Raw genomic sequence first — 24,329 nt, 5'->3', positions numbered from 1 at the left:
GGCGAACCGCGCGTCCCCCTCTGGACGTCACCATGACCACCGCTTCCGCACTCGAACGCTACCTTGAAACGCTGCCGCGCCAGCCCGAGCCGGGCCGCGAACTGTGGCGCGACGCGCGCGGGCAGGTGCAGGGCCAGTATTTCAACTGCTCGCTGACCAGCGCGTTCGAACCGCTCGTGACGCTGGCCGGGCGCGACGTGGTGGCGCACGAGGGCGCCATCCGCACCTACGCCGACGACGGCATGGGCCTGGCCGCGTGGAAGCTGTTCGCGATGGCCGCCGACGACGCTTCGCTGGTGTCGCTGGACCGCCTGTCCCGGCTGGTGCACGCGATGAACTACTTTGCGACGCATGGCGAGCACAAGCTCGTGCTCAACGTGCACAACCGCCTGCTGGCGGCCGTGGCCGACGACCACGGCGCGGCGTTCCGGCGGGCGCTGGAATCGCTGGGCCTGCCGATCGACCGCTTCGTGATTCAGGTGCCCGCCAGCGCCAACGACGACCTGCCGCTGCTGCTGCACGTGGTGGGCAACTACCGCCGCAACGGGTTTGCGGTGAGCCTGCAGGCATCGGACCCGGCCGAGGCCGGCGCGCTGATGGCCCACGCGCTGCCCGACTGGCTCAAGCTCGACATGCGCCGGCTGTGGACCGACCGCCAGCTGGCCGGCCTGCGCGCCAGCGCCGACGGCGCGGGCGTCACGCTGATCGGGCGGCGGCTGCAGGACGACGAGGCGGTGGCGCGGCTGCAGAACGCCGGCATCGCGCTCGGGCAGGGCCAGGCCGTGGCGGGCGCGCCGGTGCCGGCACGGCACTTGCGAGACCCGCTGGCGGCGGGCAGTACCCCATAAGGTGGAACAACAAGGCGCGGGACGCGCCGGGCGAAGAGAAGGAGAGCGTATGGCAGCATCGACTCTATCGGGCGGTGTGGCGCGGGTGGAAGTGCCGCGCGGGCTGCAGATCCTGACGGTTCCGGGCCTGCACGGCAGCGGGCCGGCGCACTGGCAGAGCCGCTGGGAAGGGCTGTACCCGGACTGGCAGCGCATCGAGCAGCACGACTGGGGCCGGCCGAGCCTGCCGCTCTGGGCGGAGCGGGTGTCGGAAGGCGTGTCCCGCGCGCTGCGGGTGGCGCCGCGCGGCGCGGTGCTGGTCGCGCACAGCTTTGGCTGCCTGGCCACGCTGCGCCAGGCGTCGCTCGACCCGGTCGGCATCGCCGGCGCGCTGCTGGTGGCGCCGGCCGATCCGGACAAGTTCGGCGTCAGTGCGCTGCTGCCCACCTGGCGGCTGCCGTTCCCGACCGTGCTGGTCGCCAGCACCAACGATCCGTGGATGTCGCAGCGCACCGCGTTCAGCTGGGGCACGCTGTGGGGCAGCGAACTGGTCGACGCCGGCGCGCTGGGCCACATCAACGCCGATTCCCAGCTCGATAGCTGGCCGGCCGGGCAGGCGCTGCTGGCCACATTGCTGCAGAGGATGGATTCCGAGGGGCGGATTCTCCACATGGGTGATGGATCGGACACCTGGAAGGCATCCGCAGAAGTCGCCCAGCCCACGCCTTATATCTAAACCGTCTAAGAAAATTCGGAAAGATTCGTTCTGTTTATAAGGACGCATCTGCAAAATTTGTCTCGTACACCGACGCGTTATGCGCCGGCTTCATAAGACGAGACCACATGCCACCCTCGATTTCGCTGGCGGAAGCGCCGCCCCCCACGGCGCCCGCCGCGCGGCTACCGGCCCCCGCCAGCCAGCGCTTTACCGTGTTGCCGGGCTTCGGGCTGTCGCTGGGCTTCACGATCTTCTACCTGACCCTGATCGTCCTGATCCCGCTGTCGTCGGTCTTCCTGAAGACGTTCACGATGACGTGGGACGGCTTCTGGGCCACGATCAGCAACCCGCGCGTGGTGGCGTCGCTGGAACTGAGCTTCGGCGCGTCGCTGGTGGCCGCCATCGTCAACACGGTGTTCGGGCTGATCGTGGCGTGGGTGCTGGTGCGCTACCGCTTCTTTGGCAAGCGGTTCATCGACGCGCTGGTGGACCTGCCGTTCGCGCTGCCGACGGCCGTGGCCGGTATCGCGCTGACCGCGCTGTTCGCCGGAAATGGCTGGATCGGCCGCTGGCTGGAGCCGCACGGCATCAAGGTGGCTTTCACGCCGCTGGGCGTGGTGGTGGCGCTGACGTTCATCGGGCTGCCATTCGTGGTGCGCACGGTGCAGCCGGTGCTGGAAGACGTGGAGCGCGAACTGGAGGAAGCGGCGGCCAGCCTGGGCGCGTCGCGGCTGCAGACGTTCCGCCGCGTGATCCTGCCCGCCATCCTGCCGGCGCTGCTGACCGGCTTCGCGCTGTCCTTCGCGCGTGCCACCGGCGAGTACGGGTCGGTGGTCTTCATCTCGGGCAACATGCCGATGGTCTCGGAAATCGCCCCGCTGATGATCTATTCCAAGCTCGAACAGTACGACTACGCGGGCGCCACGGCGGTGGCCGTGGTGATGCTGCTGATCTCGTTCGTGCTGCTGCTGCTGATCAACCTGCTGCAGGCCTGGACGCGCCGCCACCAGACCGGCGCCCGCGCCGCGGCGCTGCCCGACGGCAACCCGGAGGTGAACTGACATGGCCGGAGCCGTTTCCCGCCTGGGCGCCTCGGGGGCCCACCCGCCGCACGCGGCCACCGGCGAATCGCCGTGGGTGCGCTACACGCTGATCACGGTGGCCGTGCTGTTCCTGGCGCTGTTCCTGTTCGTGCCGCTGGCGTCGGTGTTCTACGAGGCGCTGCGCAAGGGCGCCGATACCTACCTGTCCGCGCTGACCGAGCCCGACGCCGTGGAGGCCATCGAGCTGACGCTGACCGTGGCGGCCATCGCGGTGCCGCTGAACGTGGTGTTCGGCGTGGCGGCCGCGTGGGCCATCGCCAAGTTCGATTTCCGCGGCAAGAACCTGCTGATCACGCTGATCGACCTGCCGTTCTCGGTCTCGCCGGTGATCTCGGGCCTGATCTACGTGCTGATGTTCGGCGCGCAGGGCTGGTTCGGCCCGTGGCTGGCGGCGCACGACATCAAGATCATGTTCGCGGTGCCCGGCATCGTGCTGGCCACGATCTTCGTGACGTTCCCGTTCGTGGCGCGCGAGCTGATTCCGCTGATGCAGTCGCAGGGCAGCGAGGAAGAAGAGGCGGCCATCGTGCTGGGCGCGTCTGGCTGGCAGACGTTCTGGCACGTGACGCTGCCGAACATCCGCTGGGGCCTGCTGTACGGCGTGATCCTCTGCAACGCGCGGGCGATGGGCGAATTCGGCGCCGTGTCGGTGGTATCGGGCCATATCCGCGGCCTGACCAACACCATGCCGCTGCACGTGGAAATTCTTTACAACGAATACAACTTTGCGGCCGCGTTTGCGGTGGCGTCGCTGCTGACGCTGCTGGCGCTGGTCACGCTGGGCATCAAGACGCTGGTGGAAATCCGTGCCAGCCGCGAACTGCAACCGGAAGGGCAGCCATCATGAGCATTCAGGTCAGGAACGTACAGAAGCGCTTTGGCGACTTTGTCGCGCTGGACGACGTCACGCTGGACTTTGCCGAAGGGGAACTGACGGCGCTGCTGGGGCCGTCGGGCTGCGGCAAGACCACGCTGCTGCGGATCATCGCCGGGCTGGAACGCGCCGATGCGGGCCAGGTGGTGCTGGCCGGGCAGGATGCCTCCACGCAGCACGTGCGCCAGCGCAACGTCGGCTTCGTGTTCCAGCACTACGCGCTGTTCAAGCACATGACCGTGTTCGAGAACGTCGCCTTCGGCCTGCGCGTGAAGCCGCGCGCCGAGCGGCCGTCGGAGGCGAAGATCCGCGAGAAGGTGCAGTCGCTGCTGGAACTGGTGCAGCTCGACTGGCTGGGCGACCGCTATCCGTCGCAGTTGTCGGGCGGGCAGCGCCAGCGCATCGCGCTGGCCCGCGCGCTGGCCGTGGAGCCGCGCGTGCTGCTGCTGGACGAGCCGTTCGGCGCGCTGGACGCCAAGGTCCGCAAGGAACTGCGCCGCTGGCTGCGCCGGCTGCACGACGAACTGCACGTGACCAGCGTGTTCGTCACGCATGACCAGGAAGAGGCGCTGGAAGTGGCCGACCAGGTGGTGCTGATGAACCGGGGCCGCGTGGAGCAGTACGGCACGCCCGAGGCGGTCTACAACCATCCGGCCACGCCGTTCGTGTTCGGCTTCCTGGGCAACGTGAACCTGTTCCACGGCCGGCTGGAAGTGGGCGATACCGGCGGCCTGCTGCACACCGGCGAGGCCGTGCTGCCCGTGGTGGGCAGCGGCTTCGAGACGGCCGGCGACGCGGTGGCCTACGTCCGCCCGCACGACCTGGAACTGGAACGCTACGCGCCGGGCACCGACGGCATCGCCGTGACGCTGCGCCGCGCGCTGACGCTGGGCCCGGTGGCCCAGCTCGAACTCGAACGCGAGGACAACCAGGATGTGATCGAGGTGGCACTTCCGCTTGAACGCTTCCGCCATCAGGGCTTCCGCGAAGGCGAGCTGCTGGCCGTGCGGCCGCGCCAGCTCCGCGTGTTCAACCGCGCAACGACGACAGAAGGGGTGGCACGATGAACTTCCAGCAACTGCGGTCGATCCGCGAGGCGGTGCGCCGCCAGTTCAACCTGACCGAGGTGGCCAACGCGCTGTACACGTCGCAGCCGGGCGTCTCGCGCCAGATCCGCGAGCTGGAAGAGGAACTGGGCGTCGAGATCTTCGAGCGCTATGGCAAGCGCCTGACCGGGCTGACCGAGCCGGGCCGCGAGATCGTGCGGATCGTCGAGCGCCTGCTGCTCGAAGCCGAGAACCTGCGCCAGGCCGGCGACGAGTTCGCGGGCCGCCATACCGGCCGGCTGACCGTGGCCACCACGCACACCCAGGCCCGCTATGCGCTGCCCAAGGTCGTGCAGAGCTTCCGCCGCGAATACCCGCACGTCACGCTGGCGCTGCAGGAGGCGTCGCCGTCGCATATTGTCGAACTGCTCCTGACGGGGCAGGCCGACATCGGCATCGCCACCGAGGCCGTGGCCAGCGAGGCCGGGCTGACGTCGTTCGAGGCGTATAGCTGGCAGCACGTGATCGTGGTCTCGCCGGACCACCCGCTGACGCGGCTGCCCGAGCCGACGCTGGAAGACCTGTCGAATTTCCCGATCATCACCTACGACGCCGGCTTCACGGGCCGCCGCAAGATCGACGGGGCCTTTGCCGATGCCGGGCTGCAGCCCGAGATCGTGCTGACGGCCATGGACGCCGACGTGATCAAGACCTACGCCGAGCTGGACCTGGGCGTGGGCATCATCGCGTCGATGGCCTACGACGACCGCAAGGACGCCGGGCTGGTGCGCATTTCGGCCGACCACCTGTTCTCGCCCAACACGACCAGCGTGGCCGTGCGGCGCGGGGCGTACCTGCGCGGCTACGCCCACGCGTTCATCAACATGTTCGCGCCGCACCTGTCGCGCGACACGGTGTCCACGGCGCTGGCCGAGGCATCCAGCCGGCTGGCCGTGGCGGCCTGAGGCCGTCTGCCCCGGCGCGGCTGAAACGCGCGTTCCACGCGCGCCGGTCGCGGCACCACACCGCTCGCGCCGTCCGGCACCTGTTCGTCGCACGGCGCTTTTCTCTCGTCCCGCTCCGGCGTAAAGTGCCGATCATCGCGGTACCCGGTCGTCACCGAAGCCCCGGGTGCGCGCTTTGCCGCAGTGCATCAACAGAACTGCACGCGGCGGTGAGACGCGAAAGGAGGGAGAGAGATATGCGCATGTCGTGCGCGGTGCCGTCACGGCTCAACATTCTGGCGCGTGACCTGCTGTTCGTGCTCTGCATGAACACGGTGATCGCGGTCAGCCTCAACTACGGCTTCCAGACCGGCGGCACGCTGGTCCAGAACTTCGTCTACAGCCAGTTGATCGGCCTGTCCATCTGGACGCTGATCGACATTCCGCGCGTGCTGATCTGGTGGAACGACCGCCCGCGCCGCTGGCCGTTCATGTGCCTGGCCGTGGTGGCCGTGCCGCTGGGCGTGGTGCTGGGTAGCTGGTGCACGCGCGAACTGCTGGACCTGCCCGAGAAATCGCCCGCCGCCACGGGCGACATGCTGCGCATGTGCCTGATCGTCGGCATGCTGGCGTCGGCCAGCATGATCTATTTCTACTGGTCGCGCGAGAAGCTGGCCTACCTGGAGCGCCAGGCCGCGCTGGACGCGCTGCAGCGCGAGGAAGCTGAAAAGCAGCTTGTGCGCGCCCAGTTGATGGCGCTGCAGGCGCAGATCGAGCCCCACTTCCTGTTCAACTCGCTGGCCAACCTGGACGGCCTGATCGCCACCGACCCGCGCGCCGCGCGCCAGTTGCTGCAGCGGCTGATCGGCTTCCTGCGGATGTCGCTGTCGCACACCCGCGCCGAGCACTGCACGCTGGCGCAGGAATTCGAACTGCTGCGCAGCTACCTGGAAATCCAGGGCATGCGCTTTGGCGCGCGGCTGGACTACGAGATCGACCTGCCGCCGGCGCTGGCCGATGCCGAGATCCCGCCGATGCTGATCCAGCCGCTGGTCGAGAACGCCGTGACGCATGGCATCGAGCCCTGCATGCGCGGCGGCAAGATCGTGCTGTCGGCCCGCGAAGGCGAGGGCGGCAGCCTGCAGGTGCTGATCGCGGACACCGGCGTGGGCTTCTGCCAGAGCGGCAAGAGCGGGTCCGGCCTGGGCCTGACCCACGTGCGCGAGCGGCTGGCGCGAATCTTTGGCGCCGCCGCCACGATGCAGATGGAGGAAAACGCGCCGCGCGGCGTGGTGGTGCGGCTGACGCTGCCGCTCACGCGCAGCACCGAGCCTACCATCGCCCCGATGCGCCCCGCGCCCGAAGCGCGGCCCGCGCCCCATGCCCCCGTGACCCCGGCGGTTTCCCGCACCTGACGCCCCCATGTCTCCCACCCTGTTGATCGCCGACGACGAGGCGCTGCTCGCGCGCGTGCTGGAATCCGAACTGAAGACGCTGTGGCCCGAGGCCACGATCGCCGCCGTCGTGCACGACGGCATGGCCGCGCTGGACGCGGCGCGCGAACACCAGCCCGACGTCGCGTTCCTGGATATCCGCATGCCCGGCATGAGCGGCATGGACGTGGCGCGCGAGCTGATCGAATTCGACCGGCCGCCGCTGGTGGTCTTTGTCACCGCCTACGACCAGTTCGCGCTGGAGGCGTTCGAGCGCGCCGCCGTCGACTACGTGCTCAAGCCCGTGCAGCACGAGCGGCTGGAAGCCACCGTGGAACGGCTGCGCGCGCGCCTGAGCGCCAAGGCGGCCGAGGACATCGACGACGACGCGCAGGACGACGCCGCGGCGACCGATATCGGCACCATGGTCGACACGGACCGGCTGGCGCAGTTGCTGGCGCGGCTGGAGTCGCTGGACAAGCCCCAGGCCGCCGCGCGCGGCCAGTACCTGCGCTTCATCAAGGCGCTGGTGGGGCAGGAGGTGCGCATCATCCCCGTGGACGAGGTGGTTTACCTGGAAGCCACCGACAAGTACGTGAACGTGGTGTCCACCGGCGGCGAGGCGCTGATCCGTACCAGCCTGCGCGAACTGACCCAGCAGCTCGACCCCGACCGCTTCTGGCAGATCCACCGTGGCACCGTCGTGAACATCGACTGCGTGGCCAGCGCGGTGAACCAGTCGCTGGGCCGGCTATCGCTGAAACTGCGCGACCGGCCCGAATCGCTGCCCGTGGCAAGGCAGTACGCGCACCTGTTCAAGCAGATGTGAGCGCGGGAACGTCAAAGCCGCACAGATTTCATCATGCGGAACGATGTTTTGATGCGCAAAAATCCGCCCGCGCGGGGTGGGGGTCCCATTTCTCACTGTGAAAAATTCCGTGCCGCATCGTGAAAAGTTGACGATAACTCGTTGATTTACGATGAATAAATAGTTGGTTGTGCACGCCGCACATCGCTTGTTGCATCGCGGGAAGGCTCTCTACACTCTTATATAAGACATATGTCTTGAGACGCAGGAGAGTGAACATGACGACCCGCCAACAACAGATCGACGCCCTGAAGCAGGACTGGGAGACCAACCCGCGCTGGAAGGGCGTGCAGCGCCACTTCAGTGCCGAGGACGTGGTACGCCTGCGCGGTTCCGTCCAGATCGAGCACACGCTGGCCCGCCGCGGCGCCGAGAAGCTCTGGCATCTGCTGAACACCGAGCCGTTCGTCAACACGCTGGGCGCGCTGACCGGCAACCAGGCGCTGCAGCAGGTCAAGGCCGGGCTGAAGGCCATCTACCTGTCGGGCTGGCAGGTGGCGGGCGACGCCAACCTGGCCGGCGAGATGTATCCCGACCAGTCGCTGTACCCGGCCAACTCGGTGCCGATGGTCGTCAAGCGCATCAACAACACGTTCCAGCGCGCCGACCAGATCCAGTGGAGCGAAGGCAAGGGCGATACCGACTTCTTCGCGCCGATCGTGGCCGATGCCGAGGCCGGCTTTGGCGGCGTGCTGAACGCGTTCGAGCTGATGAAGTCGATGATCGAGGCCGGTGCGGCCGGCGTGCACTTCGAGGACCAGCTGGCGTCGGTCAAGAAGTGTGGCCACATGGGCGGCAAGGTGCTGGTGCCCACCCGCGAAGCGGTGGCTAAGCTGACCGCCGCGCGGCTGGCTGCCGATGTGTCGGGCACCCCGACGCTGGTAATCGCCCGGACCGACGCCGAGGCGGCCGACCTGCTGACGTCCGACGTCGACGAGCGCGACCAGCCCTTCCTGACCGGCGAACGCACCGTGGAGGGCTTCTTCCGGACCCGCCCCGGCATCGCGCAATCCATCGCCCGCGCGCTGGCGTACGCCGAAGTGGCTGACCTGGTCTGGTGCGAAACCGGCAAGCCGGACCTGGAATTCGCGAAGAAGTTTGCCGAGGCCGTGCACGCCAGGTTCCCCGGCAAGCTGCTGGCGTACAACTGCTCGCCGTCGTTCAACTGGAAGAAGAACCTGGACGACGCCACCATCGCCCGGTTCCAGCGCGAGCTGGGCGCCATGGGCTACAAGTTCCAGTTCATCACGCTGGCCGGCTTCCACTCGCTGAACTATTCGATGTTCAACCTGGCGTACGGCTACGCCCGCAACCAGATGTCGGCGTTCGTGGAGCTGCAGGAAGCGGAATTCGCCGCGGCCGAGAAGGGCTTCACCGCGGTCAAGCACCAGCGCGAGGTGGGCACCGGCTACTTCGACGCCGTGACGCAGGCCATCGAGGGCGGCCAGTCGTCGACGACCGCGCTCAAGGGATCGACCGAGGACGAACAGTTCTTCGACAAGAAGGTGGCGTAGCGCGCCGGCGACGGCACAACGATTCGGGGACGGCGCGCGACCATCGCGCCGTCAGTTTGGCCCCGCGCCGCACAACCTGCGGCGCGGTTTTTTCCAGAGGCGCCGGCCCGACCGGCGCCTGCGGAAAGAAGGGTGGGATCAGCGGTAGACGATGACCGGGATATCGGTATGGGTCAGCACCTTCTGCGTCTCGCTGCCGAGCAGCAGGCCCGACAGGCCGCGCCGGCCGTGCGACGCCATGAAGATCACGTCGCAGCCGTGGCGCTCCGCCGCATCGATGATGCCGAGGTAGGGCACGGCAAAGGTGGTCATGTCGGCATCGAACGGCAGGCCCTGCGCGACGGCCGCGGTTTCGATTTCCTGCAGATAGAGCCGGGCCTGGTTTTCGATGCGTTCCTTGAACGCCTGGGGCGCCTCGACCACGATCTCGCTGAAAGGCGTGTACGGATATTCCTCCAGACAGACGTAGGCGGTGACCCGCGCGCCGATGACCTTGGCCAGTTCCAGGCCGCCATCGATGGCCTTCTTGGACAACTCCGAACCGTCGGTGGGCAACAGGATGTGCTTGAACATACCGGACCTCCTTTCACGAGTGGGACGGGGGCAGGCCAGCATGGCGCCTGTCTTTTTGATTGTAGTCAGTGTGGAGTCTGCGCCATTGCGAAATATCAAGATAGTGCGATGGACAACCAATCGGAAAGGATGCCTGCCGTGCTAGGCCACGACCGCATGGACCTCGGCCACCGCGCTGCTGGGCGCCTGTTCGGCGCGGCGCCAGTAGACCGGGTTGCCGTAGGTGTTCTTGAGATGGTCGATGAACAGCCGCACGCGCAGCGGCAGGTGCTTGCGCTGGGGAAAGACCGCGTGGATGCCGATGGGCGGCGCCTGGAACTCGTCCAGCACGGTCACGAGCCGGCCGCTGACGATCTCCTGGCCGACTTCCCACCAGGACCGCCACGCCAGGCCATGGCCCTGCAGGCACCAGGCGTGCAGCACGGCGCCGTCGGTGCATTCCATGGTGCCGCCCACCTTGACCGTGACGGCGCGGCCGTCCTGCTGGAACACCCAGCCGCGCTGCACGTTGGCGCTGGCGCCGAAGGCCAGGCAGTTGTGGCGCGACAGGTCCTCGGGCAACTGCGGCGTGCCGGCGCGGGCCAGGTATTCGGGCGAGGCCACCACGACGCGGCGGTTTTCGGCCAGGCGGATCGACACCAGGCTCGAATCGGGCAGGTCGCCCAGCCGGATCGCGCAGTCGAAGCCCTCGTTGACGAGGTCGACCACGCGGTCCGAAAGATCGAGCGTGAGCGTGACGTCGGGATGGGATTCGATGAACAGCGGCACCAGCGGCGCCACGTGCTTGCGGCCAAAGCCGGCCGGGGCGGTCACGCGCAGGTGGCCGCTGGCCTTGACGCCGCCGGCCGACACGCTGGCCTCGGCGTTGTGGAGGTCGTTCAGGATGCGCTGGCAGTCTTCCAGGAAGGCCGAGCCTTCGAACGTCAGCGTGATCTTGCGCGTGGTGCGCACCAGCAGTTTCACGCCCAGGCGTTCTTCCAGGGCGTCGATGCGGCGGCCGATGATCGCCGGCGCCACGCCTTCGGCGGCTGCGGCGGCAGACAGGCTGCCGCGTGACGCCACCGACACAAAAGTCTCAAGTTGCTTGAAGTGGTCCACGAAAGATCGCTCGGCTGTACACAAGTCCGGAGGAGGATGGCCAAGATTAGTAGTGCAAAAGTAAAAGATCAAGTGACAGCGTGCCTCTTTGCCGCACTGCAGCGCGTCACTAGAATTCCATGCATTCAATCGTGTACAGGTCCATTCAGTCCCTGGCGTTTTGACAGATGAACAAAATCCGCGCGGTCGTTTTCGATGCCTACGGCACGCTGTTCGACGTGTATTCGGTCACGGCGCGGGCGGAGCAATTGTTCCCGGGCAAGGGCGAGGCGCTGGCGCTGCTGTGGCGCGAGCGCCAGATCGACTACACCCGGCTGCGCTCGCTGGCCGCCCCGGACGGCGCCCGCTACAAGCCGTTCTGGGACATCACGATCGACGCGCTGCGCTACGCGGCGGAGCGCCTGGCGCTGCGGCTCGACGACGCCGCGCAGGCCCAGTTGCTCAAGGAATACGCGTGCCTGTCGGCGTTCCCGGAAAACCTGGCGGCGCTCAAGCGGCTGCGCCGCGCCAACCTGCCGCTGGGCATCCTGTCCAACGGCAACCCCGAGATGCTCGACATCGCGGTCAAGAGCGCCGGCATGCAGGGGCTGTTCGACCATGTGCTGTCGGTCGATGCGGTGCGGCAGTACAAGACCGCGCCGGCCGCCTACGCGCTGGGGCCCAAGGCGTTCGGCGTGCCGGCGGCCGAGATGCTGTTCGTGTCGTCGAATGGCTGGGACGCCTGCGGCGCCACGTGGTTTGGCTACACCACCTACTGGATCAACCGTGCCGGCCATCCGGCGGAGCGCCTGGACGTGGCGCCCACCGGCACCGGGCACGACATGAACGACCTGCTTGCCTTCGTCGCCGCCTCGGGCGCGACGCTCTGACAGGCGGGCCCCCCTTAATACACCATCGCATACAGGAGAAGACTGATGGCTATCACGCTGCCCGCGGGCATGAAGATTACCGGCGAGATCCTGCCGGCCTACGAAGACATCCTCACGCCGGAAGCCCTGGCCCTGGTCGACAAGCTGCACCGCGCGTTCGAGCCGCGCCGCCAGGAATTGCTGGCCGCCCGCGTGGAACGCGCCAGGCGGCTGGACGCCGGCGAGATCCCCGACTTCCTGCCGGAAACGCGCAGCATCCGCGAGGGCGACTGGAAGGTAGCCCCGGTGCCCAAGGCGCTGGAATGCCGCCGCGTGGAAATCACGGGCCCGGTCGAGGCCAAGATGGTGATCAACGCCTTCAACTCGGGCGCTGACAGCTACATGACGGACTTCGAGGACTCGAACACCCCGAACTGGCACAACCAGATGCAGGGCCAGGTCAACCTGAAGGCCGCCGTGCGCCGCACGCTGACGCTGGACAGCAACGGCAAGCACTACAAGCTCAACGACAAGATCGCCACGCTGCAGGTGCGTCCGCGCGGCTGGCACCTGGACGAGAAGCACGTCACCATCGACGGCAAGCGCGTCTCGGGCGGCATCTTCGACTTCGCGCTGTTCCTGTTCCACAACGCCAAGGAACAGATCGCGCGCGGCGACGGCCCGTTCTTCTACCTGCCCAAGATGGAAAGCCATCTGGAAGCCCGCCTCTGGAACGACATCTTCGTGATGGCCCAGAACGAAGTGGGCCTGCCGCAGGGCACCATCAAGGCCACGGTGCTGATCGAGACGATCCTGGCCGCCTTCGAGATGGAAGAAATCCTGTACGAACTGCGCGACCACAGCGCGGGCCTGAACGCCGGCCGCTGGGACTACATCTTCTCGTGCATCAAGAAGTTCAAGGTCGACAAGAACTTCTGCCTGGCCGACCGCGCCAAGGTGACGATGACCGCGCCGTTCATGCGCTCGTACGCGCTGCTGCTGCTGAAGACGTGCCACAAGCGCGGCGCGCCGGCCATCGGCGGCATGAGCGCCCTGATCCCGATCAAGAACGATCCGGAGAAGAACGCCGTGGCCATGGAAGGCATCATCAGCGACAAGCGCCGCGATGCCACCGACGGCTACGACGGCGGCTGGGTGGCCCACCCGGGCCTGGTCGAGCCGGCGATGAAGGAATTCGTCGCGGTGCTGGGCGACAAGCCGAACCAGTTCGACAAGCAGCGTCCGGACGTGGACGTGAAGGGCGCCGACCTGCTGAACTTCCAGCCGGAAACGCCGATCACCGAGCACGGCCTGCGCATGAACATCAACGTCGGCATCCACTACCTGGGCGCCTGGCTGGCGGGCAACGGCTGCGTGCCGATCCACAACCTGATGGAAGACGCCGCCACGGCCGAGATCTCGCGCTCGCAGGTGTGGCAATGGATCCGCTCGCCCAAGGGCAAGCTTGAGGACGGCCGCAAGGTCACCGCCGAACTGGTCCGCGCGCTGATCCCCGAGGAACTGGCCAAGGTCAAGGAAGTGGCCGGCGGCGGCGCCACCTACGACCGCGCCGCGCAGATCTTCGAGCAGATGTCGACGTCGGAAGACTTCGCCGAATTCCTGACGCTGCCGCTGTACGAGGAAGTGTGAGGCCGAGGTAGTTGCCTGGCCGAGAACCCCGCGCGTTGTCGCGGGGTTTTTTGTTTTTGGGGGTGGCGGCGTGGTCGGCCGACGGTTTGCTCGACACCCCCAACACACCACCGTTTCTCCAGAACCCCCATAATACGGACCATCACGAACGGGAGAAAAAAGTTGCGTTTCGAACACCTGGTGGAAATCAATGACCCAGGCAACCCGACGCTGGAGCCGTTGACGGCCGACCAGCTCTGGCAGGGCCTGGTGTTGCGGGCGGAGTCGCCCGAGCTGTTCGTGCTGGGGCTGGACCGCGCGGAGATCGTCGCGCGGGGCGATGGCTGGCTCGAACGGGTGCTCCATTTCGGCCAGGCCCATATCAGCGACCGCGTGGTCTACGTGCCGCGCCGCGCCGTGCGCTATGAAACGGCCGCCACGGCCGAGCATGCCGGGGGCACGCTGACGATGACCATCGAGACGCCGGCGGCCGGGGCGCTGCTGGTGCGTTTTGTCTACGAGACCACGATGCCCAACGTGGACGCCAGCGGCGACGACCGCTACGCGGAGATCGTCAAGTCCGCCTATCACGAGGCGGACCTCGATACCGTGCGCAAGATCCGCGAGATCGCGTCGACCGGGCGGCTCGGGTGAGCCGCGAATCCACTGCGCCGGCAAGTACCGGCAGCGGGGACGATCCGGGAGGAGACAAGCCCGAGCCCAAGGCCGGCGGCCCCACGCGCGCGCCGCGCTGCGCGACCGCTACGGCGACCGCCTGCGCTGGCTGATCCTGCTCACGCTGATGCTGGGCGCGATGTCGTCGATCGTCTCCTCGACCATCGTCAACGTGGCCATTCCCGACCTGAGCCGCCATTTCGTGCTGGGCCAGGAGCGCGCCCAGTGGGTGGCGGCCAGCTTCATGATCGCCATGACGATGTCGATGCTGCTGACGCCGTGGCTGCTCAACCGCTACGGGCTGCGGCGCACGTTCATCGGCACGCTGCTGCTGCTGGGCACCGGCGGGCTGGTCGGCGGGTTCTCGCCAACGTTCGGCGTGATGCTGGCCATGCGCGTGGCCGAGGGCATCGCCGCCGGCATCATGCAGCCGCTGCCCAACATCTTCATCCTGCGCGCGTTCGACGAGCGCGAGCAGGGCCGCGCGATGTCGCTGTTCGGCTTTGGCGTGGTGCTGGCGCCGGCCATCGGCCCCAGCCTGGGCGGTTTCCTGGTCGAACTGTTCGGCTGGCGCTCGATCTTCTTTGTCGTGGTGCCGCTGACGCTGGCCGGCTGGTGGATGGCGCGCCGCTACATGGCCGTGGATTCGGCGATGATTGGCGAGCGCAAGCCGCTGGACTGGCGCGGGCTGGCGCTGGTGGGCGTGGCTACCGTCAGCCTGCTCAACGGGCTGGTGGCGATGCGTGCCAACGCCGGCGAGGGCATCGGCCTGGCGCTGTTCGGCGTGGTCATGCTGGCCGTGTTCGTGGCCTGGCAACTGCGCGCGCCCGATCCGCTCATGAACATGCGGCTCTACAGCTACCGCCAGTTCGCGGCCGGCGCCATCGTCGCGTTCATCTACGGCGCCGGGCTGTTCGGCTCCACGTACCTGCTGCCGGTCTACATGCAGACGGCGCTGGCCTATACGCCGTCGGCGGCCGGGCTGGTGCTGATGCCGGCCGGCATCGCGCTGGCCGTGACCATCGCCGTGGCTGGCCGGCTGACCAGCCGCATCCTGCCGCACAAGCAGGTGTCGTTCGGGCTGGCGCTGCTGGCGGGGTCGTTCCTGTTGATGGCCACTGGCTCGATGGCCACGCCGTACCTGCTGATCGTGCTGTATGCCGTGATCGGGCGGATCGGGCTTGGCTGCATCCTGCCGTCGCTGACCCTCGGATCGATGCGCGGCGTCGATTTCTCGCTGATTGCGCAAGGGTCGAGCTGCATCAACTTCCTGCGCCAGCTGGGCGGGGCGATTGGGGTGAGCCTGGCCGGCGTGGGGCTGGAATGGCGGCTGGCCGAGCACGGCGTGATGCTGGGCGCCGGCGGCCAGATGGCCGCGCAGGCGGTGCAGGCGGCCCAGATCCGGGCGTTCGACGAGACGTTCCTGGCCGTGGGAGTGGTGATCGCCACGGCGATGCTGGCCGCGTGGCGCATCCGGCCGCGTCCGGCGCCGCCGGGCTAGGGCGCCTGGCGCGGCGTTACTGCAGTGTCGGCAGTTCGTTGCGCTGGTAGCAGACGCCAGCCAGGAAGCCGCTGAGCGTGGAGGCGGCGTCGCGGCCGCCGGCCGGGCGGGCCTGGATGGCCGACGCGGCGAATTCGGTCAGCGCCACCATCGGCGCGGAGGGCGGGTTGCCGCCTTCGAACAGTGCCCGCTTGGCGCTGTAGCCATGCGTGCGCATGTCCACGGCCGCCGACAGCGCCGTGGCCGCGTAGACCGTGCACGACCGGTAGCGCACCGGATCATAGGCCGGCGCGGCCGGTGCGGCTGTCCTGGCCGATGGCTGCGCGGGGTGGGCGGCGTGCGGTGCGGCCGTCAGCGCCGCGGGCAGCGCCAGCGCGCCGGCGGTGAACAGCACTCGGAATGTCTTCATGTCTGCCTGGGGTACGACACCATTGCGGATAGTCTGGTTATCGGCAGGAAAGACCGCGGGCTGAGCGCCGCGTGGGCGGCGCCCGCCGCGCCGGGCCCGGAGTGGGCGCCGGCAGCAGAGAGCAGGGGAGCCGGATCAGCTGGCGCGGCCGGCCAGCAGGTCGGCCACCAGTTCCACGTACTTCTGCTTGGCGTCGTCCTGGCTGGTGCCCTTGAGCGCCTCCCAGGCCTCGAACTTGTAGCGGCCGACGAAATCGGTCATGCCGGGCTTGTCGCCGTGCGCGTCGCCCTCGGCACCCTGCTTGTAAAGCGCGTACAGGCGCAGCAGCGTCATGTTGTTGGGGCGCTCGGCCAGCGTCTTGACGTCGATTTGGGCCTGGTCGAATTGGGCCTGCAGGTCGCTCATGGGGTCTCCGGGTGGGATGGCAATGACAAGGGCCGATGATAAGCGCCCGCGCCGTCCGTTCGGCGGCAAAAAAATCGAGGAAGCCTTCGGTCGGGCCGCGCGGCCCGGTGCGCGCCGCGTGCCGGCGCCAATACTGCTTTGCCCCGGCAGCGGATACAATCGCTGCCATGTCCTGGATTCTTGCTGTCGAAACCTCCACAGAGTGGTGTTCCGTCGCACTCGGGCGCGCCGCCCCCGACGGTGCCATCGAGTGTTTCTCCCGTCATGAGCACACCGGCGCGCGGTCGTCGTCGCGCGTGCTGCCCGCCGTGGGCGAGGTGCTGGCCGAAGCCGGCTTCCGCCTGGCCGACTGCGCCGCCATCGCCTTCGGCGCCGGCCCCGGATCGTTCACGGGCCTGCGCACCGCCTGCGGCGTGGCCCAGGGCCTGGCCTTTGGCGCCGACCTGCCCGTCATCCCCGTCAACGTCCTGATGGCCTGTGCCGAAAGTGTACGCACCGGCACGCCGCCGCTGCCCGCCGGCGCCGCCGTGCTGGTGGCGCTGGACGCCCGCATGGACGAAGCCTACGCCGCCACGTTCCGCTGGGACGCCGCCGCCGGGGAATGGTCGATGGCCGGCGCCATGCACGTGGGCGCGCCCGAGGCGGTAGCCGCCCCGGACGGCGATTACTGGCTGGCCGGCAACGCCGCCACGGTGTTCGGCGAGCGGCTGGCCGTGGCCGCCGGCGCGGCCCGCACCGTGCCGGACGCCATGCCCGATGCCCGCGCGATGGTCGCCATCGGCCTGCGGGCGCTGGCGCGCGGCGAGACCATCGACGCCGCCGACGCCATGCCGATCTACGTGCGCGACAAGGTTGCCCAGACCATCGCCGAGCGCGAAGCCGTTGCCGCGGCCAAGGCCGCCGCGCTGGCCGGAGGTGCCGCATGAGCGCCGCGCTGCTGCCCGCCGAACGGCCCGACTGGCCGCTGGTGCCGGTGATGCCGGCGCTGGCGCCGGGCTGGGCGCTCGACCACATGAGCGCGCGAGATTTGGCCGAAGTCGCCGCGATCGAGCAGCGCGCCTACAGCCATCCGTGGACGCGCGGCAACTTTGAGAATTCTCTGAAGGCCGGCCATTTCGGCCTGACGATGCGCGACCCGTCGCGGGCGCTGATCGGCTACGCGATGCTGATGCCGGTGGTCGACGAGATGCACCTGCTCAACATCACGATCGACCCGACCTACCAGCGGCAGGGCTACGGCCGGCTGCTGCTGGCCATTGCGCTGGCCACGTCGCACGCGCACCAGTTGCGGACCATGCTGCTGGAAGTGCGGCCGTCGAACCTGGGCGCGCTGGCGCTGTACCTGGAGGCCGGGTTTGTCGAGATCGGCCGCCGCAAGGGCTACTACCCGGCCACGGCGCTCGGGCGCGAGGACGCGCTGGTGCTGCGCCGCGTGTGGACGGCCGATGACGCGGGAGCCGCCACATGAACCGCCGCGCGATGTTCCTGGAAGTGCTGGGCATTCCCGCCGAGTGGGTGCCGCGCCAGCCGGCGGGCGATGAGGTGGGCGAAGAGGCTGGCGTGCCGCTGGCCGTGGAGCCGGCGGAGTCGGTCGTGGCGGAGGCGGCGGCGGAAGTTCGTGCCGAAGCTCTGACCGAAGCGTCGGCCATCCCGCGCGCCGCCCCCGTCATCGACCCGGCCGACGCCGCGCTGGAACTGGCCGAGACCGTCGAGGCATTCGACGTCCCGCCGCCGTCCCCGCCGCCTGCGCCGCGCGCCGCCGCGCCCGTGTCGCGCCTGCCGGACCCTTCGGGCCGCGCGGCGGCCATCGCCGCCATGGCGTGGCCGGACCTGGCCGACAGCGTGGCCGGCTGCACCGCCTGCGGGCTGTGCGAATCGCGCACGCAGACCGTGTTCGGCGTGGGCGACACACAGGCCGACTGGATGCTCGTGGGCGAGGCGCCCGGCGAGAACGAGGACCTGCAGGGCGAGCCGTTCGTCGGCCAGGCCGGCAAGCTGCTCGACAACATGCTTGGCGCGCTGGGCCTGGCGCGCGGGCAGAACGTCTACATCGCCAACGTGCTCAAGTGCCGGCCGCCCGGCAACCGCAATCCGGAGCCGGACGAGGTGGCGGCCTGCGAGCCGTACTTGCGGCGCCAGATCGCGCTGATCCAGCCGAAGGTGATTGTCGTGCTGGGCCGGTTCGCCGCGCAGTCGCTGCTGCGCGCGACCACGCCGATCGGCAAGCTGCGCGGCACGGTGCACCAGTACGAAGGCATTCCCGTCGTGGTGACCTACCACCCGGCCTACCTGTTGCGCACGCTGACTGACAAGGCGCGCGCCTGGGAGGACCTGTGCCTGGCCCGCGAGGTACATGACCGTGCGGGAGCTGAAGCCTGATCTCGCGCAACTGAACCTGCCGGGCGGCTGCGCGCCGTCCGGGGTGGACACGCCGCTGCCGCTCTGGTGCGGCGCGCCGTCGCAGCGCACGCGCGACCTGGCGTGGTGCTCGCTGTCGCCCGCGCTGCTTTCCCATCTTCCCGCCGTCTATGGCGATGCGCCGGCCCGGCTGGCGCAGTGGCCGGCCGGTGCCCGCGCCGCCTGGCGCACGTGGCTGGGGCAGGCCGATGCCGCGGGCCTGCCCGAGACCATCGCCGAACTGAGCCAGCATCCCGACCCCACCGGCAGCCGCAGCCTGCGGCTGGGCCGCCATGCCGAGCGGCTGCTGCACTTCGCGCTGCAACACGCGCCGGGCGTCGACCTGCTGGCCGCCAACGTGCCGATCCGCCGCGCCAACGGCCACGGCGTGCAGACGCTGGGCGAACTGGACGTGCTCTGGCGCGATCCGGCCGCCGAGGCGACCGTGCATTGGGAGATGGCCGCCAAGTTCTACCTGCACGTCGGCGGCCACGCCAGCGACCGTGCGTTCGTCGGCCCGAACCTCGTGGACCGGCTGGGCGACAAGCTCGACCATATCGTCCGGCGCCAGTTGCCGCTGGGCCGCACCGCCGAGGCGCAGGCCGTGGTCGGGCGGCCCGTGGACCGCAGCGAGGTCTACCTGCTGGGCTGGCTGTTCTATCGCGATGGGGCGATGCCGGCCGGTCTCGATGCGCTGGGCATCGCGCCCGATCACCTGAACGGGTGGTGGCGCACGCTCGATAGCTGGCACGGCTGGGCAACCGAGCCGGCGCGGCAGGACGTGCGGTGGTGCCGGCTGTCGCGCACCGACTGGCTGTCGGGCGCCCGCGTGCCGGCCGCCGGCACCGAATCGGCCGAGGCGCTGCGCGACGGGCTGGCCGAGCGGTTCTCGGATGCCGTCCACGCCTGGCGCCGCGAGGCGCCGGTCATGGTCTGCGAACTGGTGGAAGCGGAGGGCGCGCCCGGCACCTGGCGCGAGCGGTCGCGCGGGTTCGTGGTGCCGGACGGGTGGGAGGCCAGGGCGGCGCAGCGGGCCGCCGCGCCGTAAGGGGAGGGCTGGCGGGCCTAGTGGTGCTTGTCCTCGCCGATCATCGCCAGCGAGTTGTACACCCGCACATTGTGCTTGTGCAGCCGCATGACCAGCGCCATCGTCGCCACGATGAACAGGCCCAGCGCGACGATCACGAAGCCGATCGGCACGTTCAGCTTGATCAGCAGCGCGTACAGGCACAGCATCAGCAGCACCGACACGTTCTCGTTGAAGTTCTGCACCGCGATGGAGTGGCCGGCCGACAGCAGCACGTGGCCCCGGTGCTGCAGCAGCGCGTTCATCGGCACCACGAAATAGCCCGACATGGCGCCCACGATCATCAGGAACACGTACGCGATGGCCATGTACAGCGGCATGGCCATGCCGAACACGTCCAGCGTCACGTCCGGCATGGTGTCCTTGGTGTAGAACGCCATCAGCACCACGGTGGCGCCCATGGCCACGCCGAACGGCAGCACCGACAGCGAGCGGCGCAGCGGGATGCGCGCGGCGGCCATGATGGCGCCCACGGCCACGCCCACGGCCACCACGGCCTGGAGCAGCGCGCCCTGCGACAGGTTCAGCCCCAGCGACTTCTCGGCCCACTTGAGCACGATGAACTGCAGCGTGGCGCCCACGCCCCAGAACAGCGTGGTCACGGCCAGCGAGATCTGGCCGAGCTTGTCGCGCCACAGCGCGATGAAGCAGTCGCCGAATTCGGCAATCAGCTTGACCGGGTTCTTTTCCTGCTGGGGATAGCGCGCGCCCGTGTCCGGGATGAACAGGTTGAAGACGGCGGCGACGAAGTAGAACAGCATGATCACCACCATGGCCGCCTCGGCCGGGGTGTTGATGCCGGTGTCGACGTAGGGCAGGTCCAGCCGCAGCAGGATGGTCGACAGGTGCACCGATATCAGCGCGCCGCCCACCACGGTGCCCAGGATGATCGACCCGACCGTCAGGCCCTCGATCCAGCCGTTGGCCATGACCAGCTTCTCGGGCGGCAGCAGCTCGGTCAGGATGCCGTACTTGGCCGGCGAATAGGCCGCCGCGCCGAACCCGACCACGCCGTAGGCCAGCAGCGGGTGCAGCCCGAACATCATGATGGCGCAGCCGACGATCTTGATCGCGTTGGTGATCAGCATCACCTTGCCCTTGGGCATCGAGTCGGCAAAGGCGCCCACGAAGGCGGCCAGCACCACGTAGGACAGCACGAAGAACAGCTTGAGCAGCGGCGTCATCCACTGCGGGGAATGCAACTCGGTCAGAAGGGCAATGGCCGCGATGAGCAGGGCATTGTCGGCCAGCGACGAGAAAAACTGCGCGGCCATGATCGTGTAGAAACCCTTCTTCATACCTTGGACTTTGTCTCCATCGCGGGCATCCGTTTGGACGGGCAAAAGTGCACCGGCGGGCAGCGCGGTGGCTTGCAGGGAACCTGTCGCGCCTGCCTTGTCAAAGTGGGGCGGCGACGCTACCTTCGCGCGCCTTGCGGCTTGCCTTACCGTCATTGACATATTGCTTCTCTTTTAAAACATGGCCGGAGCGTCCGGCTTTATATCACGAATCCGCGACATTTCAGCACACCGGCGGACGCGCATTGGACAGTACATGCCCGGATGGATTCCCAGACCCGGCTCGTGAATGTGGTCAAATACCGCCTGCGCGAGGTGGGCCCCAGCGTCCGCACCGGCCAGCCATGCCAGATGCCTTCCGATGCACAGTGTGTGCCACCTCAACGCCCGAATCCAGCGGGCTGCCGACCGGGTCTACCCGAACCCGGACCGCGCACCAGCGTGCGGCAGTCCACCCAAGTTGTCATTCCCATGCCAAGACCCATTCACGCCGTCATCCACCAGCCCGCGCTGGCCAACAACCTTGAGGTGGTCCGCCGCCACGCGCCGGACGCCCGCGTCTGGGCCGTGGTCAAGGCCAACGCCTACGGCCACGGCATCCGCCGGGCGTTTGCCGGCCTGAAAGCCACCGACGGCTTCGGGCTGCTGGACCTTGACGAGGCCGTGCTGCTGCGCGAACTGGGCTGGCAGGGACCGATACTGCTCCTGGAGGGATTCTTCCAGCCGCAGGATGTTCCCCTGATCGAACAATATCGCCTCACCACGGCCATTCATTGCGAGGAACAGCTCCGCATGCTGGAGCTGGCCCGGCCCAAGGGTCCGCTGCCCATCCAGCTCAAGCTCAATACCGGGATGAACCGGCTGGGCTTCCGCCCGGCGCAGTACCGGGCGGCTTGGGAGCGGGCGCGCACGCTGTCGTGCGTGGGGAGCATCGTCCACATGACGCATTTTTCCGATGCCGACAGCCCGCGCGGCATCGCGCACCAGATCCAGGCATTCGAGACCGCCACGGCCAACCTGCCGGGCGAGGCCAGCCTGTCGAACTCGGCGGCCGTGCTCTGGCACCCGTCCGCGCACCGCAACTGGGTGCGGCCGGGCGTGATCCTGTACGGCGGCTCGCCCACCGGGCTGTCGGCCGACATCGCGGAGACCGGCCTCCAGCCGGCCATGTCGCTGCATAGCGAACTGATCGGGGTACAGGACCTGCAGCCCGGCGACACGGTCGGCTACGGGTCGATGTACACGGCTGACCGCCCGATGCGGATTGGCGTGGTGGCCTGCGGCTATGCCGACGGCTACCCGCGCCACGCGGCGGGCTGGGGCGAGCGGCGCGCGCCGGTGCTGGTGGACGGCGTGCGCACCGAACTGGTGGGCCGCGTGTCGATGGACATGCTCTGCGTGGACCTGACCCCGTGCCCGAAGGCCCGCGTCGGCACGCCGGTCACGCTCTGGGGCCATGGGCTGCCGATCGACGACGTGGCCGCGGCCAGCGGCACGGTGGGCTACGAGCTGATGTGCGCGCTGGCGCCGCGCGTGCCGACGACCGTTGCCACGCTGACCACCGCCGACAGCGCCGCCGTCCACGGCGCCTGAGCCCGGCCGCCGTCCGACCCCGACTTCCACTTTCTCGCCGATGGCCAAGACCAAGACCGTCTACACCTGTACCGAATGCGGCGGCACCGCGCCGCGCTGGGCGGGCCAGTGCCCGCAATGCAACGCCTGGAACACACTTGTCGAAACCGTGGCCGACTCGGGCTCGTCGGCCGCGCGGCGCTTCCAGCCGCTGGCGGCGTCGGCCGTGGTCCGCAAGCTGAGCGATATCGAAGCGGCCGACGTGCCGCGCTTCACCACGGGCATCGACGAGTTCGACCGCGTGCTGGGCGGCGGGCTGGTGTCCGGCGGGGTGGTGCTGATTGGCGGCGACCCCGGCATCGGCAAGTCCACGCTGCTGTTGCAGACGCTGGCCAACCTGTCGGCCAGCCGGCGCGTGCTGTACGTGAGCGGCGAGGAATCGGGCGCCCAGATCGCGCTGCGCGCCCACCGGCTGGGCGTGGAGGCGGCCTCGCTGGGCCTGCTGGCCGAGATCCAGCTGGAGAAGATCCAGGCCGCGCTGGAGGCGGACAAGCCCGAGGTGGCCGTGATCGACTCGATCCAGACGCTGTACTCGGACGCGCTGACGTCGGCGCCGGGCTCTGTGGCCCAGGTGCGCGAATGCGCGGCGCAACTGACGCGCATTGCCAAGAGCAGCGGCACGACCATCATCCTCGTCGGCCACGTGACCAAGGAAGGCAGCCTGGCCGGGCCGCGCGTGCTCGAACATATCGTCGATACGGTGCTGTACTTCGAGGGCGACACCCATTCGTCGCACCGGCTGATCCGCGCGTTCAAGAACCGCTTTGGCGCGGTCAACGAGCTTGGCGTTTTTGCGATGACCGAGCGCGGGCTGCGCGGCATCAGCAATCCGTCGGCGCTGTTCCTGTCGCAGCATGCCGAGCAGGTGGCCGGCTCGTGCGTGCTGGTGACGCAGGAGGGCACGCGGCCGCTGCTGGTGGAGGTGCAGGCGCTGGTGGACACGGCCAACGTGCCGAACCCGCGCCGGCTGGCCGTGGGGCTGGAGCAGAACCGGCTGGCGATGCTGCTGGCGGTGCTGCACCGGCACGCGGGCATCGCGTGCTTCGACCAGGACGTGTTTCTGAACGCGGTGGGCGGGGTCAAGATCAGCGAACCGGCGGCGGACCTGGCCGTGCTGCTGTCGATCCATTCGTCGATGCGCAACAAGCCGCTGCCGCGCGGCCTGGTGGTGTTCGGCGAGGTGGGGCTGGCCGGCGAGATCCGGCCCAGCCCGCGCGGGCAGGAGCGGCTGCGCGAGGCGGCCAAGCTGGGCTTCACGACGGCCGTGATTCCGAAGGCCAACGCACCCAAGCAGGCCATCGACGGGCTGGAAGTGATTGCCGTGGACCGCCTGGAGCAGGCCATCGACCGCGTGCGGCAACTGGACTGAGCGGGTGCGTCAATCGACCACAGCGGCCGGGCCGCCCAATTACGCGGCGGGCCGGCTGTGGGTCATCAAAATCGGTAATAA

Annotated in this window: 24 protein-coding genes; 19 read left to right on the top strand and 5 right to left on the bottom strand. The window is 68.7% G+C overall.

Annotated elements, in window-relative coordinates; translation table 11 throughout:
* The first annotated feature begins 32 nt into the window (after positions 1 to 32).
* The 9 genes from EPAKOI_RS09060 to aceA all read left to right on the top strand — a co-directional run bounded on the left by EPAKOI_RS09060 (position 33) and on the right by aceA (position 9,327).
* Positions 33 to 848: an EAL domain-containing protein gene (locus EPAKOI_RS09060; protein WP_423192040.1), complete on the top strand. Its 816-nt coding sequence runs from the start codon at positions 33 to 35 to the stop codon at positions 846 to 848.
* 49 nt (positions 849 to 897) lie between these two features.
* Positions 898 to 1,563, top strand: coding sequence for an RBBP9/YdeN family alpha/beta hydrolase (locus EPAKOI_RS09055; RefSeq protein ID WP_423192039.1), 666 nt, complete (start codon positions 898 to 900; stop codon positions 1,561 to 1,563).
* 107 nt (positions 1,564 to 1,670) lie between these two features.
* Complete coding sequence (cysT, locus tag EPAKOI_RS09050) at positions 1,671 to 2,606, top strand: sulfate ABC transporter permease subunit CysT (protein WP_124684089.1); 936 nt, start codon at positions 1,671 to 1,673, stop codon at positions 2,604 to 2,606.
* Position 2,607: 1 nt separating this feature from the next.
* A complete protein-coding gene (gene cysW / locus EPAKOI_RS09045; protein ID WP_423192038.1) occupies positions 2,608 to 3,495 on the top strand; it encodes a sulfate ABC transporter permease subunit CysW in 888 nt (295 codons plus the stop codon).
* On the top strand, positions 3,492 to 4,589 hold the full coding sequence (locus tag EPAKOI_RS09040) for a sulfate/molybdate ABC transporter ATP-binding protein (RefSeq protein ID WP_124684091.1): 1,098 nt from the start codon (positions 3,492 to 3,494) through the stop codon (positions 4,587 to 4,589). Before cysW ends, EPAKOI_RS09040 begins: the two co-directional genes overlap by 4 nt.
* Positions 4,586 to 5,533, top strand: a complete 948-nt coding sequence (locus EPAKOI_RS09035) for a CysB family HTH-type transcriptional regulator (RefSeq protein WP_124684092.1) — start codon at positions 4,586 to 4,588, stop codon at positions 5,531 to 5,533. The genes EPAKOI_RS09040 and EPAKOI_RS09035 overlap by 4 nt, the downstream gene beginning before the upstream one ends.
* 236 nt (positions 5,534 to 5,769) lie before the next feature.
* On the top strand, positions 5,770 to 6,927 hold the full coding sequence (locus EPAKOI_RS09030) for a sensor histidine kinase (protein WP_124684093.1): 1,158 nt from the start codon (positions 5,770 to 5,772) through the stop codon (positions 6,925 to 6,927).
* Between the two features lie 7 nt (positions 6,928 to 6,934).
* Positions 6,935 to 7,774 carry a LytTR family DNA-binding domain-containing protein gene (locus EPAKOI_RS09025; RefSeq protein WP_313836468.1) on the top strand — a complete coding sequence of 280 codons (840 nt, stop codon included), beginning with the start codon at positions 6,935 to 6,937 and terminating at the stop codon, positions 7,772 to 7,774.
* Between the two features lie 257 nt (positions 7,775 to 8,031).
* Positions 8,032 to 9,327, top strand: a complete 1,296-nt coding sequence (gene aceA, locus EPAKOI_RS09020) for an isocitrate lyase (RefSeq protein ID WP_124684095.1) — start codon at positions 8,032 to 8,034, stop codon at positions 9,325 to 9,327.
* 138 nt (positions 9,328 to 9,465) lie between these two features.
* Here the strand turns inward: aceA and EPAKOI_RS09015 are convergent, their stop codons facing one another.
* Complete coding sequence (locus EPAKOI_RS09015; RefSeq protein ID WP_124684096.1) at positions 9,466 to 9,900, bottom strand: universal stress protein; 435 nt, start codon at positions 9,898 to 9,900, stop codon at positions 9,466 to 9,468.
* Between the two features lie 141 nt (positions 9,901 to 10,041).
* Positions 10,042 to 11,070 (bottom strand): LysR family transcriptional regulator, encoded by a 1,029-nt coding sequence (locus EPAKOI_RS09010; protein ID WP_409558992.1) that lies wholly within the window; start codon positions 11,068 to 11,070, stop codon positions 10,042 to 10,044.
* Positions 11,071 to 11,165: 95 nt separating this feature from the next.
* Here EPAKOI_RS09010 and EPAKOI_RS09005 point away from each other — a divergent pair, with 95 nt between their 5' ends.
* The 4 genes from EPAKOI_RS09005 to EPAKOI_RS08990 all read left to right on the top strand — a co-directional run bounded on the left by EPAKOI_RS09005 (position 11,166) and on the right by EPAKOI_RS08990 (position 15,651).
* Entirely contained in the window at positions 11,166 to 11,867 is a 702-nt protein-coding gene (locus EPAKOI_RS09005) for a haloacid dehalogenase type II (protein ID WP_124684098.1), read from the top strand.
* A gap of 45 nt (positions 11,868 to 11,912) precedes the next feature.
* Positions 11,913 to 13,496, top strand: a complete 1,584-nt coding sequence (gene aceB / locus EPAKOI_RS09000; RefSeq protein WP_124684099.1) for a malate synthase A — start codon at positions 11,913 to 11,915, stop codon at positions 13,494 to 13,496.
* Positions 13,497 to 13,658: 162 nt separating this feature from the next.
* A complete protein-coding gene (locus EPAKOI_RS08995) occupies positions 13,659 to 14,129 on the top strand; it encodes an SRPBCC family protein (RefSeq protein WP_124684100.1) in 471 nt (156 codons plus the stop codon).
* Positions 14,130 to 14,277: 148 nt separating this feature from the next.
* The gene (locus EPAKOI_RS08990; protein WP_423192037.1) at positions 14,278 to 15,651 is read left to right on the top strand and encodes a DHA2 family efflux MFS transporter permease subunit; all 1,374 of its coding nucleotides are present in this window, start codon (positions 14,278 to 14,280) and stop codon (positions 15,649 to 15,651) included.
* A gap of 16 nt (positions 15,652 to 15,667) precedes the next feature.
* On the opposite strand, the gene EPAKOI_RS08985 is transcribed toward EPAKOI_RS08990, so the two are convergent.
* Positions 15,668 to 16,060 carry a hypothetical protein gene (locus EPAKOI_RS08985; RefSeq protein ID WP_124684102.1) on the bottom strand — a complete coding sequence of 131 codons (393 nt, stop codon included), beginning with the start codon at positions 16,058 to 16,060 and terminating at the stop codon, positions 15,668 to 15,670.
* Between the two features lie 135 nt (positions 16,061 to 16,195).
* Positions 16,196 to 16,465, bottom strand: a complete 270-nt coding sequence (locus tag EPAKOI_RS08980; RefSeq protein WP_124684103.1) for an acyl-CoA-binding protein — start codon at positions 16,463 to 16,465, stop codon at positions 16,196 to 16,198.
* A 167-nt stretch (positions 16,466 to 16,632) separates the two neighbouring features.
* Between EPAKOI_RS08980 and tsaB the strand changes: the two genes are divergently transcribed.
* From tsaB to EPAKOI_RS08960, 4 genes are read left to right on the top strand one after another with little or no spacing between them, the layout of a single operon-like run.
* A complete protein-coding gene (gene tsaB, locus EPAKOI_RS08975; protein WP_423192036.1) occupies positions 16,633 to 17,391 on the top strand; it encodes a tRNA (adenosine(37)-N6)-threonylcarbamoyltransferase complex dimerization subunit type 1 TsaB in 759 nt (252 codons plus the stop codon).
* The gene (gene rimI / locus EPAKOI_RS08970; RefSeq protein WP_124684105.1) at positions 17,388 to 17,933 is read left to right on the top strand and encodes a ribosomal protein S18-alanine N-acetyltransferase; all 546 of its coding nucleotides are present in this window, start codon (positions 17,388 to 17,390) and stop codon (positions 17,931 to 17,933) included. The genes tsaB and rimI overlap by 4 nt, the downstream gene beginning before the upstream one ends.
* A complete protein-coding gene (locus EPAKOI_RS08965) occupies positions 17,930 to 18,844 on the top strand; it encodes a uracil-DNA glycosylase (protein ID WP_423192035.1) in 915 nt (304 codons plus the stop codon). The genes rimI and EPAKOI_RS08965 overlap by 4 nt, the downstream gene beginning before the upstream one ends.
* Complete coding sequence (locus EPAKOI_RS08960) at positions 18,819 to 19,910, top strand: DUF1853 family protein (protein ID WP_423192034.1); 1,092 nt, start codon at positions 18,819 to 18,821, stop codon at positions 19,908 to 19,910. The genes EPAKOI_RS08965 and EPAKOI_RS08960 overlap by 26 nt, the downstream gene beginning before the upstream one ends.
* 17 nt (positions 19,911 to 19,927) lie before the next feature.
* Here EPAKOI_RS08960 and lplT read toward each other — a convergent pair whose 3' ends face one another.
* Positions 19,928 to 21,247 carry a lysophospholipid transporter LplT gene (gene lplT, locus EPAKOI_RS08955; RefSeq protein ID WP_124684108.1) on the bottom strand — a complete coding sequence of 440 codons (1,320 nt, stop codon included), beginning with the start codon at positions 21,245 to 21,247 and terminating at the stop codon, positions 19,928 to 19,930.
* A gap of 471 nt (positions 21,248 to 21,718) precedes the next feature.
* On the opposite strand from lplT, the gene alr reads away from it, so the two are divergent.
* Both alr and radA read left to right on the top strand, forming a co-directional pair.
* Positions 21,719 to 22,840 carry an alanine racemase gene (gene alr, locus EPAKOI_RS08950; protein WP_124684109.1) on the top strand — a complete coding sequence of 374 codons (1,122 nt, stop codon included), beginning with the start codon at positions 21,719 to 21,721 and terminating at the stop codon, positions 22,838 to 22,840.
* Between the two features lie 40 nt (positions 22,841 to 22,880).
* Positions 22,881 to 24,248: a DNA repair protein RadA gene (gene radA / locus EPAKOI_RS08945; protein ID WP_124684110.1), complete on the top strand. Its 1,368-nt coding sequence runs from the start codon at positions 22,881 to 22,883 to the stop codon at positions 24,246 to 24,248.
* The last annotated feature ends 81 nt before the right edge of the window (positions 24,249 to 24,329 follow it).

It is taken from the genome of Cupriavidus sp. H18C2, from assembly GCF_049393795.1.
GTDB lineage: Bacteria > Pseudomonadota > Gammaproteobacteria > Burkholderiales > Burkholderiaceae > Cupriavidus > Cupriavidus pauculus_C.
The sequence above is the reverse complement of the archived record's forward strand: the minus strand, read 5'-3'. Positions and strand labels throughout refer to the sequence as shown.